Source organism: Streptomyces sp. WMMC940, from assembly GCF_027460265.1.
Classification (GTDB): domain Bacteria; phylum Actinomycetota; class Actinomycetes; order Streptomycetales; family Streptomycetaceae; genus Streptomyces.
Map to the genome: position 1 here is coordinate 7614431 of NZ_JAPZBC010000001.1, position 16489 is coordinate 7630919.

The 16489-nt window shown below is 70.1% G+C and carries 12 protein-coding genes and 4 pseudogenes; 5 read left to right on the forward strand and 11 right to left on the reverse strand.

All coding sequences use genetic code 11. From position 1 onward, the window contains the following. Positions 1-294: 294 nt before the first annotated feature. From O7595_RS33360 to O7595_RS33370, 3 genes are all read right to left on the reverse strand, one after another. On the reverse strand, positions 295-654 hold the full coding sequence (locus tag O7595_RS33360) for a VOC family protein (RefSeq protein WP_269732306.1): 360 nt from the start codon (positions 652-654) through the stop codon (positions 295-297). 298 nt (positions 655-952) lie between these two features. Continuing rightward, complete coding sequence (locus O7595_RS33365) at positions 953-1612, reverse strand: response regulator (RefSeq protein ID WP_269732307.1); 660 nt, start codon at positions 1610-1612, stop codon at positions 953-955. Next, complete coding sequence (locus O7595_RS33370; RefSeq protein WP_269732308.1) at positions 1609-2799, reverse strand: sensor histidine kinase; 1191 nt, start codon at positions 2797-2799, stop codon at positions 1609-1611. Before O7595_RS33370 ends, O7595_RS33365 begins: the two co-directional genes overlap by 4 nt. A 184-nt stretch (positions 2800-2983) precedes the next feature. Between O7595_RS33370 and O7595_RS33375 the strand changes: the two genes are divergently transcribed. From O7595_RS33375 to O7595_RS33390, 4 genes are all read left to right on the forward strand, one after another. Next, a complete protein-coding gene (locus O7595_RS33375; RefSeq protein ID WP_269732309.1) occupies positions 2984-5224 on the forward strand; it encodes an MMPL family transporter in 2241 nt (746 codons plus the stop codon). Between the two features lie 37 nt (positions 5225-5261). Then, entirely contained in the window at positions 5262-6281 is a 1020-nt protein-coding gene (locus O7595_RS33380) for an NAD(P)-dependent alcohol dehydrogenase (protein ID WP_269732310.1), read from the forward strand. 167 nt (positions 6282-6448) lie between these two features. Continuing rightward, positions 6449-6913 carry an amidase family protein gene (locus O7595_RS33385; protein ID WP_269732311.1) on the forward strand — a complete coding sequence of 155 codons (465 nt, stop codon included), beginning with the start codon at positions 6449-6451 and terminating at the stop codon, positions 6911-6913. 363 nt (positions 6914-7276) lie between these two features. Beyond that, the gene (locus O7595_RS33390; RefSeq protein ID WP_269732312.1) at positions 7277-7999 is read left to right on the forward strand and encodes an SMI1/KNR4 family protein; all 723 of its coding nucleotides are present in this window, start codon (positions 7277-7279) and stop codon (positions 7997-7999) included. 649 nt (positions 8000-8648) lie between these two features. On the opposite strand, the gene O7595_RS33395 is transcribed toward O7595_RS33390, so the two are convergent. The 8 genes and pseudogenes from O7595_RS33395 to O7595_RS33430 all read right to left on the reverse strand — a co-directional run bounded on the left by O7595_RS33395 (position 8649) and on the right by O7595_RS33430 (position 15667). Then, entirely contained in the window at positions 8649-9320 is a 672-nt protein-coding gene (locus tag O7595_RS33395) for an esterase/lipase family protein (RefSeq protein WP_269732313.1), read from the reverse strand. Positions 9321-9909: 589 nt separating this feature from the next. Next, a pseudogene (locus tag O7595_RS33400) lies at positions 9910-10236 on the reverse strand (inositol monophosphatase family protein); the annotation flags it as partial. A gap of 175 nt (positions 10237-10411) precedes the next feature. After that, positions 10412-10702, reverse strand: a pseudogene (locus O7595_RS33405) (integrase core domain-containing protein); the annotation flags it as partial. Positions 10703-10709: 7 nt separating this feature from the next. Next, a pseudogene (locus O7595_RS33410) lies at positions 10710-11195 on the reverse strand (IS30 family transposase); the annotation flags it as partial. Between the two features lie 15 nt (positions 11196-11210). After that, positions 11211-11974 (reverse strand): annotated as a pseudogene (locus tag O7595_RS33415) (transposase family protein). A gap of 406 nt (positions 11975-12380) precedes the next feature. After that, on the reverse strand, positions 12381-12794 hold the full coding sequence (locus O7595_RS33420; RefSeq protein ID WP_269726692.1) for a hypothetical protein: 414 nt from the start codon (positions 12792-12794) through the stop codon (positions 12381-12383). A 336-nt stretch (positions 12795-13130) separates the two neighbouring features. After that, a complete protein-coding gene (locus tag O7595_RS33425; RefSeq protein ID WP_269726691.1) occupies positions 13131-14624 on the reverse strand; it encodes a helix-turn-helix domain-containing protein in 1494 nt (497 codons plus the stop codon). 26 nt (positions 14625-14650) lie between these two features. Next, positions 14651-15667 carry a DUF917 domain-containing protein gene (locus O7595_RS33430; protein ID WP_269726690.1) on the reverse strand — a complete coding sequence of 339 codons (1017 nt, stop codon included), beginning with the start codon at positions 15665-15667 and terminating at the stop codon, positions 14651-14653. A gap of 146 nt (positions 15668-15813) precedes the next feature. Between O7595_RS33430 and O7595_RS33435 the strand changes: the two genes are divergently transcribed. Next, positions 15814-16489: purine-cytosine permease family protein (locus O7595_RS33435; protein WP_269732314.1), on the forward strand; the 676-nt coding region annotated here is incomplete at its 3' end.

Consider the following 16489-nt stretch of genomic DNA (forward strand, 5'->3'; position numbering starts at 1 on the left):
CCTCCGCGGACCGGCGCCGCCGCGGTGCTGACGTCTCCCGCGGGCAAGGCGCGTGGCCGGCCCGCCTCTTGCCCGCGGTACCGGCCAGAGCCGCGGGGTACTCGGTGTCATCGTCCGCGGTCGCCAACCCGGCCCGGAGAGGCGCTCGCCGCGTCCGGTGCGTGACCGCCGCGTCCGGTGCGTGATCGTTCGCGTGCTCCCGTGCCGCAGAGGGCAGCCGGGCAGGATCCGGCAGGGTGCCCATGGCGGTGGCGCCTCACGGGCCCCGCGGTGGCTGCGGAGGGGGCCGTACGGTCAGCCGGAGCTCAGGCAGAACGGGTGACCGGCGGGGTCGAGGAGCACCCGCCACCGCTCGCCGCCGGGCTGGTGGTCCGGCTTCACCGCGCCGAGCCCCAGCGCCAGCGCCTCGGCCGCATCGAGGCCTTCGACGCGGAAGTCCAGATGGGACTGCTGGGGTACGTCCTGACCGGGCCAGGACGGCGCCCGGTACTCCTCGACCCGCTGGAAACCCAGGTCGCAGCCATCGCCGGTCAAGGCGACAAACCCGGCCGTGCTGAAGGCGATCGGCATACCGGTCAGCTCCTGGTAGAAGCGGGCCAGCACCCCCGGGTCGGAACAGTCCAGCGTGACGCCTCGCAGTGTGGCCTTCGGCATCGTGCGCCCCCTCGGTCGTCCATGCGCGGTCTCTTCGTCCATGCGCGGTGAGCGGGCCGGCCCTTCGACAGCGCGGCAGCCCCGGACGGCAGGGGCCGGCGCGACCGGCACGGCCGGTTCGCGGACACCGCCCCGACCGCCGACACGGTACCCATCCCGCTGCCCTCGGCGGTACCGGTTTTCTCCGCGCACGAAGCCGGGGCACCGGGGCACCGCCAGGCCAGGCCAGGCCGGGCCAACGCCGCGCGCGACGCGGACCCTCACCGCCCGTTGCCGGCCGCCCGGGCAGCGGGTGGGGTCAACCCCCGGCGCGGTTCGTCTCGTAGGCCCACATCGCGATCTCGACGCGGTTGCGGGCGCCGAGCTTGTCCATCAGGCGAGCGACATGGGTCTTGACCGTACTGAGACTGATGTGCAGCTCGGCGGCGACCTCGGCGTTGGTCCGCCCCCGGGCCACCGCGGCGAGCACCGCCTCCTCGCGGTGGGTCAGCGCCTCGACCGGCTGCGGCGGCGCCGTCGAGGCCTCCCCGGTGTGGGCGAACGCCGCGAGCAGACGCGCCGTGACGCTCGGCGCGATCAGCGCATCCCCGCGCGCCGCCGCATGAACGGCCTGCGCGAGCATGTCGGGTCCGGCGTCCTTGAGGAGGAAGCCGCGGGCGCCCGCCTTGAGGGCGGCGTGGACGTACTCGTCGAGATCGAAGGTGGTGATCACCACCACCGCCGGCGGGTCGGCGGCCCCGCTACCGGTGAGCCGCCGGGTCGCCTCGATGCCGTCGATCCCCGGCATGCGGATGTCGAACAGACAGACCTCGGGGCGCAGCGAGCGGGCGAGTTCGACGGCGCGGTGGCCGTCGGCGGCCTGGCCGACGACCGTGATGCCGGGCTGCGCGTTCAGGATCATGGTGAGCCCGGTCCGTACGATCTCCTGATCGTCGGCGACCACCACACGCACGCTCACGATGCCGATCCGTTCCTCGGAAGCACGGCGGTCACGGTCCATCCGCAGCCGGGGTTCGGGCCGGCGCTGAGCGAACCGCCGAGCAGACCCGCCCGTTCCGCCATCCCCAGGAGACCATAGCCGGGCGAGCTGCCCGACCGCGGGTGAACGGCGTCGCCGTCGTCGCTCACCCGCAGGCGCACCGACCGCTCGCCGGCCGCGACCCGCACCTCGATGCGCGAGGCGTGGCGTGCGTGCCGGCGGGCGTTGGTGACCGACTCCTGAACGAGCCGGTAGACCGCCGTCGACAGCGCGGGAGCGAGACCGGCGACGTCACCGGTGATCTCGACGTCGACCGCGGGGCCCGCGCCGACGCCGCGGAGGTCGTGCAGATCGGCGACCAGCGGCAGCGGGGCCAGGCCGGCGCGCTCGCCGGCGCGGCGCAGGACGCGGACCATCGAGCGCATCTCGGCCAGGGTGAGCGACGCCTCCGTCTCGATCACCCGTAGCGCCTCGCCGGCGGCGGCGGGGTCGGTCGCCGACACGGCCAGCCCCGCCTGGGCCCGGATCGCGATGGCCGACACGTGGTGGGCGACCGTGTCGTGCAAATCGCGAGCCAGTTGCTCGCGCTCGACCAGTTTGACCTGTTCGAGCTGCCGGGCGCGGGCGTACGCCCGGAACCGCAGTGCCTCGCCCAACACCATCGAGGCGAAGAGGATGGCCAGCCCGGCGATCGCGTCGCCCGGGCCGGTACTGGTGAGCGGGACCGAGAGCACAGCAGGCACCAGTATCACCGGCAACCCGAGCATCGCCTCGCGCTTCGATCCCCAGCGGAACAGCGCGTAGGGCAGCAGCAGCATATAGACCATCATGTTGAGCCCCGGCTGCCCGCCGCCCAGCACCAGCATCCACACCTGGGTGAACAGCAGCGTGCCGAACGCGATCCCGACCATGAGCAGCGGCTTCGTCCGCCGCCACAGCAGCGTCGGGATGAGGCCGACCCCGACGACCAACGACAGGGCCCGCGACGGGACATCCGGCCGGAGGACCCCCTCCAGCACGGCCGCGGGCACCAGCACCCCGACCAGCGCCCAGTCGCGCCAGCCGGGGCGGGGCGAGTCCGGCGCACTGGTCTCGCCCCACAGGGCGCGGCCCTTGTCCCACAGAGCGCGGGTCTCGCCCCACAGAGCGCGCATGAGGTGTCGCACGCGACCCATCGTAGAGGCCCCCGCGCACCGCCCGGATCGGCCGAAAGTACGGTGCCGGCTTCGTGCTTTCGGCGCCGGTTCCCGGCCCCTGGGCCGAGGTGCACGGACAGGGCCGACCCACACCATGGCGAAGCCAGGCGTGCACACCGGCGCCGGGTACACCCATTCACCGAGGAGAAGTGACGTGTCGTCCCTGCTGTTCCGGCTCGGCCGGTTCGCCGCCCGGCACCCCTGGCGCGCGATCGGCGCCTGGGTCCTGGCCGCCGTCGTCGTCATCACCGCCTCGGCGGCGGTCGGCCGCGACCTCGAGGACACCTTCGACGCCCCCGGGCTCGACTCGCAGCGCGCGGTCGAGCTGCTGTCCGCCGCGGGTTCGGGCGATGCCGGACTGACCGCCCGCGTCGCGGCCACACCGCGGGACGCCGGCGTGACGTTCTTCGACAGCCCTGCCGCCCGCCGGGCACTCGCCGACGTCCAGGCCGAGCTCTCCGAACTGCCGGCGGTGCTGGCGGCTTCCGACCCGGCCGGCGGTCTGCGCGACGGGGGGAGAGCGGCCGTGGCCGGGGGCACCGTCTCGCCCGACGGGCGCGTGGCGCTGGTGACCCTGCGGTATCCGGTGCTACAGAAGCTCGACGCCGGAGATCTGGAGGACCTGAAGGAGGTCGTCGCCGCGCATGCGGACGACACCGTGCTGCGGGTGGAGGCGGGCGGCGATCTGTTCGTCTCCTTCGAGGAACCGGAGACCGGCACCGGTGAGGTGATCGGGCTGCTGGCCGCCGTCGTCATCCTGCTCGTCGCCTTCGGGTCGCTGATCGCCATGGGCCTGCCGATCGGCATGGCGCTCGTCGGCCTGGCCCTAGGCGTGAGCGCCATGCCGCTCGTCACCTACCTGGTGGAGATACCGAGCTGGGCGCCGGTGGTCGCCTCCATGGTCGGACTCGGGGCGGGCATCGACTACGCGCTCTTCCTGGTCACCCGCCATCGCGAGCAACTGGCCGCCGGGATGGGCGTCGAGGAGTCGGCCGGGCGCGCCGTCGCGACCGCCGGCCAGGCCGTCGTCTTCGCGGGCGGCACGGTGGTCGTCTCGATCATGGGGCTCGCCGTCGCCGGCATTCCCTTCATCGCCGCCGCCGGTATCGCCATCGCCGCCGTGGTGCTCATCATGGTGGCGGCCTCGATCACCCTGCTGCCCGCCTTCCTCGGACTCGCCGGGCACTCGATCGACCGGTTCGGCCTGCCCCGGCGCCGCGCCCCGCGCGACGGCCGCGCCCTGAGCACCCGGCGCCGCTGGCAGCGCTGGGGCGCGCACGTCTCCCGCCACGCCGCCGCCTACGCCGTCGGCACGACGGTGCTGCTGCTCGCGCTAGCCGCGCCCGTGCTCGCGCTGCGCCTGGGCTTCCCCGACGAGGGCACGCTGCCCGCCTCCCGGACCGAGCGGCAGGCGTACGACCTGGTCGCCGAGGGCTTCGGGCCGGGCGCCAACGGCCCGCTCGCCATCGCGGTCGACCTCGCCGGCGACGCCTCGGTGGTCGAGCCGCTCCACGACGCCGTCACCGGGGACCCGGGGATCGCCTCGGTGGCACCACCGCGGATCGACACCGGCGCGGGCGTGGCCGTGCTCCTGGCCGTGGCCAACACCGCTCCCCAGGACGACGCGACGCGGGAGACGGTCGAGCGGCTGCGCTCCGAGGTCTTCCCCGCGGTGCTCGAGGGCAGCCGGGCCCGCGCCCATGTCGGCGGGCAGACGGCCGCCTTCGCCGACCTGGGTGACCGGGTGAAGGACCGGCTGCTGCTCTTCGTCACCGCGGTGGTCGTGCTGTCGCTGCTGCTGCTGGCGGTGGTGTTCCGCTCGGTCCTGGTGCCGCTCAAGGCCGCCGTGCTGAACCTGCTGAGCATCGGCGCGGCGTACGGCGTGCTCGTGATGGTGTTCCAGTGGGGGTGGGGGGCCTCACTGATCGGTCTCGAGTCCTCCGTGCCGATCGTGTCGTTCATCCCGATGTTCATGTTCGCCATCGTGTTCGGGCTGTCGATGGACTACGAGGTGTTCCTGCTGTCCCGGGTGCGCGAGCACTATCTCGCGACCGGCGACAACGACGGCTCCGTGGTGCGCGGGCTGGCCGGAACCGCCCGGGTGATCACCTCGGCCGCGCTCATCATGGTGTCGGTGTTCCTCGGGTTCGTCCTCGGTGAGGATCCGACCACCAAGATGCTGGGACTCGGTCTGGCGACCGCCATCGCCGTCGACGCGACGGTCGTGCGCATGGTGCTCGTCCCCGCCACGATGAAGCTGCTGGGCGATGCCTGCTGGTGGCTCCCGGCGTGGCTCGACCGCCTCCTGCCGTCCCTCGACATCGACGGCGGCACCGCCGGCGACGCCGGCGAAGAAGCGCGCCAGGACCGGGAAGCCACCCTGCCCACCCGCTGAGCCCCTCGGCGCGCAACCCGAAGGAATGGACAGTGCCATGAAGCCCGTGCGCCCCGGAGCACCCGGAAGGCCGATGCGAGCGTTCGTCCAACGTGCCTACGGCGCACCCGGCGACGTCCTGCGGCTCGAGGAGGTCGAGCGGCCGGTGGCCGATGACGACGGGGTGCTGGTGCGGGTGCACGCTGCGTCCGCCAACCCCGCCGACTGGCACCTGGTGAGGGGCGAGCCCTATGTCGCGCGGCTCCAGTTGGGCCTGCGCCGGCCGTCGAACCCGGTCCCGGGCTGCGATCTCGCCGGGCGGGTCGTGGCCGTGGGCGCCCGTGTGACCACCGTGCGGCCGGGCGACGAGGTGTACGGGTCACCGTTCGGCAGCGGCCTGGGCGCCTTCGCCGAGTACGCGTCCGTACCCGAGCGGCAACTGGCCCGCAAGCCGCGGAACCTCACCTTCGAGCAGGCGGCGGCTGTCCCGCTCGCCGCGCAGACCGCCCTGCAGGCGCTGCGCGACCGGGGACGGATCGAGCCGGGGCAACGGGTCCTGATCGCCGGTGCGTCGGGAGGCGTCGGTACCTTCGCCGTGCAGATCGCCAAGGCTCTGGGCGCCGACGTCACCGGTGTGTGCAGCACGCGGAACACCGACCTGGTCCGGTCCATCGGCGCCGACCACGTCATCGACTACACGCACGAGGACTTCACCACGCACGGCCGGCGCTACGACCTGGTGCTGTACCTGGCCGGGACGCAGACACCGCGGGCCTGCCGCCGGGTCCTCACCCCGAAGGGCACCCTCGTCGTCATCAACGGAGATGCCGAGGGCCGCTGGGTGGGAGCCGTCGGCCGGATCGCCGGGGCACTCGCGATGTCACCGTTCGTGAGCCAGCGGATGGTGGCCTTCACGGTGCGACCCGAGCGGGCCGATCTGGAGTTCCTGACGGAGCTCGTCGAGTCGGGCAGGGTGACGCCGGTGATCGGCGCCACCCGTGTGCTGGCTGACGTCCCCGAGACCATTGGCCAGTTGGAAGGCGGACACACGCGAGGCAAGATCGTCATCACTGTCTGAGCCGTCTGAGCCGTCTGAGCCGTCTGAGCCGTCCGGGCTGTCCGGGCCGTCTTACGGAAGAAGGCAGGGCCGGGTCCGGTGGCCGGATCCGGCCCGGCGCACGCCCGGAGGAGAGCGACAGCGGACGGAGCGGCGGGCACTCGCACCGAAGCCGGAGGAGGACGACGGTGATCGACCCGACCGACTACGCGGCACTGTCCGCCCTGGACATCGCCCGCCGTGTGCGGCGCGGCGAGTTCACGGCCGTGGAGGTCGTCACGGCCGCGCTGGGCGCCATCGGTGAACGCGACGACGACCTTAACGCGTTCACCGAGGTCTGGACGGAGGAGGCCCTCGACCGTGCCGCCGGCGTCGACGCGCAGCTCGCCCGCGGCGCCCAGCTGCCGCTCAGGGGCGTGCCGATCGGTGTGAAGGCGAGCGAGGGCCCCAGTCATAGCGGTGAGCGGGCGGGGAGGAAGCCACCGGCACCCCGGGCTGCACCCGGATGGCCCTGCTCCGGCCACACCCGCACGTTCCCAGGGCGCGCGCCCGGGAACGTCCGCCGCGTTCTTCCCGGGATGACGCCCGGGGAGGGCCCGAACGAGGCGGCAGCCAGCCGGAGGCGGCGCAGGTGGCCGGACTCGCGGTCGTGACCGACCCGCACTCTCCTCGGCCCGGGCAGCCGTACTCCGCATCTCCATCGGCGCCACGGCGTTCAGGAGGTGGACCACCCGGTTGTGCGCGCACGGATCGGCGCCCTCTGCGGTCACCCACCGCATCGGACCCTCGGCCGTCCCGGCGTGGCGCGGAGCGTGCCGACGGCCGGTCACTCCGAGATGCTCTTCCGAGGCCGAGACGTCTGGCTTCGCCGGTGTGAGATGAGATACGAGTGATGCCGAGTCCGGTGCGGCAGATGTCGATCAGGCAGGTCCGCGATGTAGCCGGATTCCGGGAACATCCGGTAGGCGTGTGGGGGGACCGGGAGGGTTGATGAGCGGGATGGATATCGTCCTGACATGACAGCGGATTTCGACCTTGCCGCGTCGCTCGCCAGAGGCGTCGGCGGTCGCTGTGGTGCCTGGACCTTCATCCGGGGTTTCGCCGCCCACTGGGCCGGCGCCGCCCTGGGAGGCAATGACGGATGGACGGAAAGCGATCTCGGCGCTGCCGAGGAAGGACTCGGTCTCCGGCTGCCGACGGCGCTGCGCGAGGCGTATCTGCTGTTCGGGCGCAGGCAGGATCTCACCAGCAACCACGATGTACTGCTCGGTCCTGCGGAGCTGTATGTCGACGACGCCAAGGAGGCGCTGGTCTTCCGTCACGAAAACCAGGGAGCCGCATCCTGGGGCGTCCTCCTCGACAACCTCCAGGATGACGATCCTCCGGTGGTCATCCGGCCCGACCTTGCCGACAAGAGCGCCGAGCGGTGGGAGGGCTGGCTGGAGCGCCTTTCCCTCTGCTTCGTCGAGATCGTCTTGTCGGAGGCCCTGCAGGCTGACGAAGAGCTCTGCGACTTCCTCGACCTCGATGGCGACAGCCTGGAACTGCTGGAGACGCACTTCGTCCGACTTCCGTTCCCCGACTACCCGACCGGCGAGGAGACCCGGTGGTTCCTGGGCCGTGATGTCCTGCTGCGCGACGATGACGGCGTGGCCATCCTGGCCCGCGGCCGGACAGCGGAAGATCTCGCCCGCGTCCGTGACCTGATCCCGGGCGACTGGCTCAACGGCGGTAGCTGACCATGTCCCAGGCTCCTCCCGGCCGGGCCGCCCACGTTGTCAGACCGGGCTCCGCTGTCGATCGTGGTTGTCGGCTTCTTCGCGTCGGTGGCCTCGACCGGTTCATCGCCCTCGGCACCGCGGAGGCGACGGCCGGCTTCCGAGTCACGTACATCCTCGCGACCGAGCTGGTCGAGACCGGGCGACTGACATCTGGGCGACGGGCGTTCTCGCAACTCGCCCACGAAGCCAAGACGGCTGAGGGCCGCCGGTGGATCTCTGAGGGTGCTCTGCGGAGAGCCGTGGCGGCCACCGAGCCCATCTGCCCTCCCGCGCTGGGGCGCGGCGCTCCGCACGGGCTCCGGGAACTGCCGTGCGCCTTTCCGCGCGAGTCCCGGCTCTCTGCGGACTGCCCGGCCCGGCGTATCACCTCGCCGATGGCTTGCGTCGGCAGACCGGCCGACGAACGGTCGGTCGCGGATTCCGCGGGGACGGTGTGGCGCCCGGAGCCGAGGCGGAGGACCGGCAGCGGTTCCGGGCCGCGCGTGTTCTGCGCGGCCCGGAGCCACTTCTCAGGCCGCCCCGGACTCAGGCCACCCGGACCTGGCCCCGGAGAGGGATGCCCGCGCGTCTCGGCGGACGTGGCGGGTGGTCCCTACGGCGCCCCGGTTCAGGCGATGAAGTCCCGCACCTTGGTGTAGTTGCCGGCATGGTCGTTCATGTCGTTGTGGCTGATGCAGCCGACGGACACGTTCGTCGCACCGTTCAGCTTCGCCGACGAGTCCGGGTTGACCAGGGCGTCGCACGTCGAGTACAGCGCCAGGTAGCCGACGCTGCCGGGCGTCTCGTCCCCGGAGTTCAGGGTGCCGAGAAAGCTGCTGCCGGCGACCATCTCCCAGCACGAGGTGTAGAAGGCGCAGAAGGCGCTCAGGTCCGTGCCGTGGTTGACGCCGGCCACCGAGACGAAGTCGTCGACGTACGAGGTGCCGCCGTTGAACTTGACGTACCAGCGGGCGCTCAGGGCGCCCATGGAATGGGTGACGATGTCGACTCTCTCCGCGCCGGTCGCCGCGCGTACCTGGGCGACCTTGGCGGCGAGTTGGGACGCCGTGGTCTTGTTCGACTGCTTCCAGTCGTAGGACCAGGTGAACAGCTCCGAGGAGTCGTAGCCGTCGGCCTTGAACTTGCCGACCCAGGTGTTCCAGGTGCCGGCCGAGCTGCTCAGGCCGTGGACGAACACGACCGGGTTGCGGGTCTCGGCCTGTGCGGGCGACGCCGCGAGCAGGGGAGTGACGACGGCGGCCACGGCGCCGAGGGCCACGGTGCGAGCGGAGCACTTCATGGAGCTGTCTCCAGCGTTCGGCCACACCTCGTCCCGTGCGGGAGCGCGGTGTGGGTGGGGGATGGGGAGTGAACACCGGCCGGTGGCGTCGGAAAAGGTGGCACAGGGCAACTGGTTACCGCTAGGTAGCTAAATGTTTCATTCAGATGACAACACTCCGCGTGAGCAGCTTCATGACGGCATGTCAGAGAATGGTTGTATGCGATGTGGGCGCTCGGGGCTGTCCGTCACGTCGTTCCGGGAGAGGCTGACGACCTCCGGCGAGACGCCGCCGGCGCACATCGCGGCGGGTGCGCGTGCCGCCGAGCCGACCCGGTGAGCCCCGCGCGCGGACACCCTCTCGACGGAAGGTCCGGTCCGTCCGTCGGAGGAGTACGGGGAGTCGAGGAGATGTCCGTGGGCTTCGAGTCCCTGCCCCGTGAGCGGGAGGGTTCCGACCGGAACCGACGGAGTCGTGACGCGAGAGGGAGGAGGGGATCGGCGGGGGCCGCCCTCCGAACGCGCGGATCCGGTCGACCGATCCGGCGACGCGGTCGTCGCACCCCGGCCCCGCCCGACCCGGTCCGGCGAGACCCGGGCGGTCACGGCGCTAACCGCGGCCGCGCAGCATCGACATCAGCAGTCCGTGGGTCTCCTCGCCGGCGGCGACCACCAGCCCACGGCCTCCCTCGCCGATCGGGGCACCGTCGATCCCGGAGACAACGCAACCGGCGGCCCGACACAAGGCGATCCCCGCCGCGAAATGCACGCTTCCGGAAAGGTCGCCACCATCGGTGACATACGCGGCGCGCTTGCCGGCGGCGACCCACGCCAGCGCCAGCGTCGTGGAGACGACGCGCGCCCGGAAACGTTCGACGAAGTCAGGGTGGGCCGGCAGATCCACGACCCGGATTCCGGGCGCGCTCGGGTTCGATGGCCTCGTCGCGGTTGAGTGCCTACCCGAGGAGTGGCGGGTGCGGTCCGTGTTGCTGGCGGAGGCCGGGCGGCGGGAGTGCGTTCTTCTCGGCGCCGCGGTGACGCTTGCCGTTCGCTCCTTGTCGGGCAGCGGGGCCGGTTGACGGGTCTGATGCTGGTTCGGGTGACAGGTTGAGTCACGCGGCCTGGAGGGCCGGTGTGGTCATGACGGTCTGGAATTCGACGGGGGTCAGTCGGCCGAGTGCGGCTTGCCGGCGACGGCGGTGGTAGGTCCGCTCGATCCAGGTCACGATGGCGATCCGTAGTTCCTCGCAGGTGGCCCACTTTCTGCGGTCGAGGACGTTCTTCTGCAGCAGGCTGAAGAAGGACTCCATGGCCGCGTTGTCGCCGGCTGCTCCGACCCTCCCTATCGATCCGTCCATCCGGTGGCGGTCGAGCGCCCGGACGAACTTCCGTGACCTGAATTGACCGTATTCAACCGGTCGTTGCAACACCAGCTTGTTGAGGCAACTGTAGCTGCTCGTTGAACGCCTCGGCGGGTGTCTTCCAACCGAGCGTCTTGCGGGGTCTGCTGTTGAGAGTGTGAGCGACGGCCTCGACTTCCTCGGCGGACCATCTCGAGAGATCGGTGCCTTTCGGGAAGTACTGGCGCAAGAGCCCGTTGGTGTCCTCGTTCGTGCCACGCTGCCACGGACTATGCGGATCGGCGAAGAAGACGGGAATGCCTGTCTCGACTCTGAATTGCGCATGGGCCGACATCTCCTTGCCGCGATCCCAGGTCAGCGACCGTGCCAGCTGTTCGGGCAGCGTCGACATCGTATTGGCGAGGGCGGTCTTCATCGTGATCGCCCCATAACCGGCCAGCGCAGGACCATTCTTGACCGATTGCTTGTGCCGGTAGCCTTCCTCGCGCGGCAGGTGAACCAGCATCGTGAATCGAGTTGACCGCTCGACGACAGTGAGCCTTTTCCATCCTCACTCTGAGCTGGCCAGATGCAGGGCGAGGACGGCCTGGACGAGGCTGGTGACGCGGGTGGTCGAGCACCGGAGCCTGCGGAGGAGCCGCCAGGATTTGAGGGTGGCCATGGCCTGCTCGACGAGTGCGCGAATCTTCGCGTGGGACCGGTTGACGGCCTGCTGGCCGGTGGAAGGGGTTTCCCAGCGGCCCCAGTAGGGGGTTCGAACGGTCCCGCCGGCGCCCCGATATGCCTTGTCCGCCCAGCACTTGATGTCGGCTGCGGCAAGGGCGTCGACGATGCCGTGCTCGCGGGCCGCGCGGACATCGTGGACGGCGCCGGGCAGTGCCGGCGAGGCCCACAGCAGCCGGCCGAAGGGATCCGTGAGGACCTGCAGGTTCATCCCGTGTTTCTTGTGTTTCCCGGAGTAGAAGGGCCGGTCCGCGGCGATGCGGTCGGTCGGCAGGAGTGTGCCGTCGAGGATTACGAACGCCTTCGTCGACGCGACCCGGATCGCGTCGGCCAGGGTGGGCGCGAGGCCTGCCAGGAGTTCGACAGCCTCGGTGGCATACCGGTAGGCGGTCGTGGTTCCGATACCGAATCCGGCCGCGAGCTGGGCATACGTGTTTCCCATCCGCAGGTGGGCGAGTGCGAGCAGGCCTGGCGGCCGGGGTTCAGACGCCTCCAGCGGGAGCCGATCGCGCGACGGTGCTGCCGCAGACGGGCGGACAGGAAGCGCAGGGCAGAGCTGGACACGTCGACGCCCGAAGGGTAGACAAGCATGCGAAGCCTCTGGTGGAGACGGTTCTCTTGGTCGAAAACCCATCTACCAGGGGCTTCACCACGTTGTCACCCCAACTGGCTCGCTGTTGCCGCAAGTTGGAAAGGGCTCACTGTTCGCCGCGGGTCTCGGCGGCCGTCTCGGAGTCGAAGGCGTCGACAATTGCCGGTCGTCGGCGAGCGCACCTGACAGTCCGCCTCTCCGCACTCGACGGCGGCCTCCTCGACCTTCGATGTCGGGGAGGTTGTCGTCCGCCATTCCCAGGTCGGAGGATCGCTGGCTCGAGGTGCTGGGAGGGGGCCGGCGGCGCTGTACGGGATGAGTCACGCGGATGTCGGAAGGTCCCGGGCAGGGGTGGCGGCGCGCCATAGCGCGGCACTGCCCTCGGCGGTTGCGGCCGACGGGTGCTCAGCTGACGTGCCCCGATTCTACCGGGAATTCCGGCGGCCAGGGCTTGCTCGCGTCGTACAACGAGGTCCGGTCGGCCATTAGCTCGTACTCGGCCTCCCGCCAGGACGGGTGGCCTCCGACGACGAAGCTGTCGCCGTCCCGCTCCAGCATCCAGGTGTAGGTGGCGTCCTGCGCCGGGATGCCGTGCCGTTCGTGGAGCACAGCGAATTCCGCGGCGGTCGCCCGCCGGATGTGGAGCCCGTGCGGGTAGAGGGGCTTGAGGAACATCAGTTCCACATGCCCGATGTAGACCTCGATCCTCGTCGTGGTCCGGTCCATGAGTAGGGCCTCACTGGTCAGAAAGAGCTGACGATGCGAGGGGTTGAAGCCGGTGACTCTGAAGAGCCGTCCGTCCCGGATGAAATCTGTCATGCCCACTATTCCCTCATCACGTGGGCACCGGCTCTCCGTAGGGGGTACCTGAAGTGCTGCGGGTGGACGCGTACGCCCTTGCCCGCTTCGTCGGTCCTGTGCGACTCGATGGATGGTTGTGTGTCGTGTTGTGGTGTAGGTGACCTTGTTCGAGGCGCTGCGGCATGCCGGGCGTCGGGCACCCCTCGTGCTGCGCGGCTCCCGCGTCGCGGGCGGCTGACCGACCAGTCAGTGTCAAGGGCGGCCTCAAGCTGCGTCGATGTGGCGATGCCCGGCGTATTGCGAGTGTTTGATCGGCTGCACCGCGAAGAGGGACACCACCACGTATGAACGAGCTCAGCGGGCGGCACTGCAGGCGATGCGCAGGGCGAATCGGATGGCCGGGTCTTCCAGTCGCATGTCGAGTAGTTTCTCGATCCGGTCGAGTCGTTTGAGTACGGTGTTGCGGTGGACGTGGAGGCTCTTGGCGGTGGCGGAGGCTGAGGACTCCAGGGTCAGATACGTCTCCAGGGTGTCCAGGAGCGTCTTGTTGGCAGGTGCCAGAAGCGCGCCGAGTAGGAGGTGGCTCCGGCGTACGGTTTCGTTGCCCGACACGACGGCTAGGATGAGGCGCCGGGGGTCGGTCGTGCCGGCGTGCTCGATTCGGTGCCGGCCGGGGGAGAAGCCGGCGATCTGGGCGAGTTCCCAGGCTTCGGTGAGTGACTTGGCCAGTCCCGTGGGTCCTGGTTGTGCCCTGCCGATTCCTGCCACCAGCGCGGTGCCGGGCATGGAGGTGAGTGAGCGGCGGACTGCGGCGATGACGGCGGAGAATCGGTTGGGGGTGGGCTCGTCCGGTTCGCTTAGCCACGCGGCCCAACTGCCGCCGAGTTCTACCAGGGGAGCGGGGAGCTGGTGGGCTTTCAGTGCGTGGTGGAGACGGGTGGTAGTGGCTTGGCTCCGCCGAGCGGTTGTGTCGGTGGGGCGGATGCGTACGCCGATGTGCCAGCCGTCCAGGGTCCAGCCTGCCTCCAGGGCCTGCTCGACGGTTTGGGGAGTGACCTGATCGCCAGCGGTCAGTAGCTCGGTGAGCACCGAGGCCTGGAAGGCGGCGTTGTGTGCGGCTTCGAGTTGGTTGGTTGTCGACCAGGCTGTGACGGCCCATGCGGCGATATCCAGGGCAGCTTTGATGGTGTGGAGTTCGGTGTCGGTCATCCCGGCGGTTTCGGCGATCAGCCAGAGTGGTGCTCCGCGCCTGGCTGTTGCGCCGGCCGGGAGTGCGATGAGCACACCGGCTTCGTCTCGGATCGTCGCGGGAACTGCTGTGCGCAGGGTGTCATCGAGCTGTCGGGTCGGAGGGTCGCCGGCCAGGGGGGTTCCCTCGGAGCTCAGGATTGCGCAGTGGGCGGGTAGAAGTGTGTTCAGGGCGCGCACGGTGCTTGCTGGGCTGGCGGGGCGTCGACTGAGTTGAGCGGCGAGCCGAGCGCAGGTGAGTCCGCGGTGTGTTTCGGCGCCGTGTACCAGGGCGTGCAGGCGTTGCGCGAGGCCTAGAGGCGTGGCTTCGGGCATGGCGATGAGAGGCAGCGCCAGTCGATCGGCCAGCCACCTGGTCGAGCTGAGGACCGCTGCCGGTCCGGTTCGCACGATCAGCACGCTCGCCTGGGATGCGCGGGCCCGGGGCAGTATGGTCTCGAGTTGGTACCCGCTTGGGGTATCGAGGATCAGGGCCGCATGAGCACTGAATTGTGCCAGGTCCGGTTCGGTCGGGGCACAGACATGTACGTCGGCCACGGTTTGTTCAAGGCCGCCTGCGCCGCCGATCAGGGAGGCTCCGTCGAGCACTGGGCTGGCCATGAGCTGATGGACTGTGGGGTGGCCGTTCACGTCTCTGCCCAGCTGTATCCGAATGCCGCGGGTGAGGCGAGAGGGGAGAATGCCGGCTCGTTCCATCGGCTGGGGGCGGGGTAGACGAGCACGTCGACCTGGTAGCCGGTGGTGACCGTCTCCGTGAGCAGCGGCGTCCTGGTGCGCTGATCGAGGAGGCAGATGATGTCCGGTGCTGTGGCGACGATCTGGCCGCGGTCGAGGACCATGAGGAACTCGTTGCGGGTTTCGATGCGCAGTGGGCGGTCGTCGGGTGGCCCCAGCCATACGACGATGCTGCCGTGCGCGGCTTCGACTCCGGGTTGCCACGTCACCTCGCTGACACGTCCGGATCCGAGGTGGCGGCTCGGCTCGGCGTCCAGGGAGCGGCCGAGCCGCATCGCGCGGGCGAGAGCCCCGTGGACGCCCGCGGTTCCTGCTGCAGTGGCGTCGACCGGGTAGCCGGCGAATGCCGACCAGCCACCCATGGTCACCGTGAGGGTGCGGATGTACCGCTCGGCTTCGTGTCCCGTGATGGCCTCGGCGAGGATGGTGTGACCGAGGGAGTCGGTGAGGGTGAACGGCGCGATCGGGATGCCGACCGCGTCATAGGTGGTCTGGTCCAGCCAGGACAGCCCTCGCCCCATGCAGTCGACGTCGACCAAGGGGGTTTGCGTCTGCGCGGCGACGATCAGGGGGAGGAAGGCGTTCACGCCGGCAGTTTCGTAGCCGCAGACGTACACGGGAGGAGACGGGGCGAGTGCGTCGCGTAGGCGGGTGAACGCGTGGGTGCACTCGTAGCCGTTGCTCGGTTTCTCGCTGAATGCGGTGACGGACCCGACCAGGCCGGTGCTGATCAGTATGCCTTCGTCCGGCAGGTCGGCGTGTTCGTAGACGGTGACCGGCCCGTGCGTGGCGAGCACTTCCCTGGCCAGTAGTTCGAAGAGGGTGGGGTCTCCGGCGCCGCCTGAGCCCAGTACCGCAGCACCGATGGCCAGCGGCCGCAGATCGACCGTGTCAAGACTCCAGCTCATGGCTTGCCACCTCACCAGAGAGGGCACTTTGCCCACCTGAATTGGGATTGATGGACAGTCTGCCCACTGACAGTCACCCGTTCAAGACCTAGCGTCGGAGACAACCGCAGTGGTCCAGTTCATCCTGATTTGAACAGAGGTGTTCCATGGAACAAAGACAGGCCGGGGACGACTATGTGCTCGAACGTGTCCCTGAAAGTGCCCGCTACTCCTGGTGGACCGTCGCGGTCCAGCGGTTCGGTCAGATCTCCGCTCTGTCGCAGTTCCTGCTCGGTGCGGCGCTCGGATTCGGCATGACGTTCTGGCATGCCCTGCTGGCCATCACGCTGGGCTCGGTGATTCTCGAGGTGGTGGCGATCTGCACCGGCCTGATCGGGCAGAAGGAGGGGCTGAGCACATCGGTGCTCGCTCGATGGACGGGCTTCGGCCGGTATGGCTCGAGCCTCATCGGCTTGGTCATCGCGCTGAGCCTGATTGGCTGGTTCGGTGTGCAGAGTGCCGTATCCGCTCAGGGGCTGCACCAGTTCATACCGGGGCTGCCGGTGTGGGCGCTGTCGCTCCTCTTCGGCCTCGTGGTCACGGCAGTGGTGATCTTCGGCTTCCATTCGATGGCCTGGACCGCCTACCTGACCGTTCCCGCCTTCCTCGCGCTGGCTGGGTGGTCGATCGTCTCCGAACTGTCACGGCATGACATCGGCGCACTCGTCACTGAGGGCCCACCCGGCGAGGTCCTGAGTCTGGCTGCCGGGACCACCCTCGTCGCCGGCGGCTTCATGGTCGGCATGGTGATAACCCCGGACATGACCCGCTTCAACCGCAAGC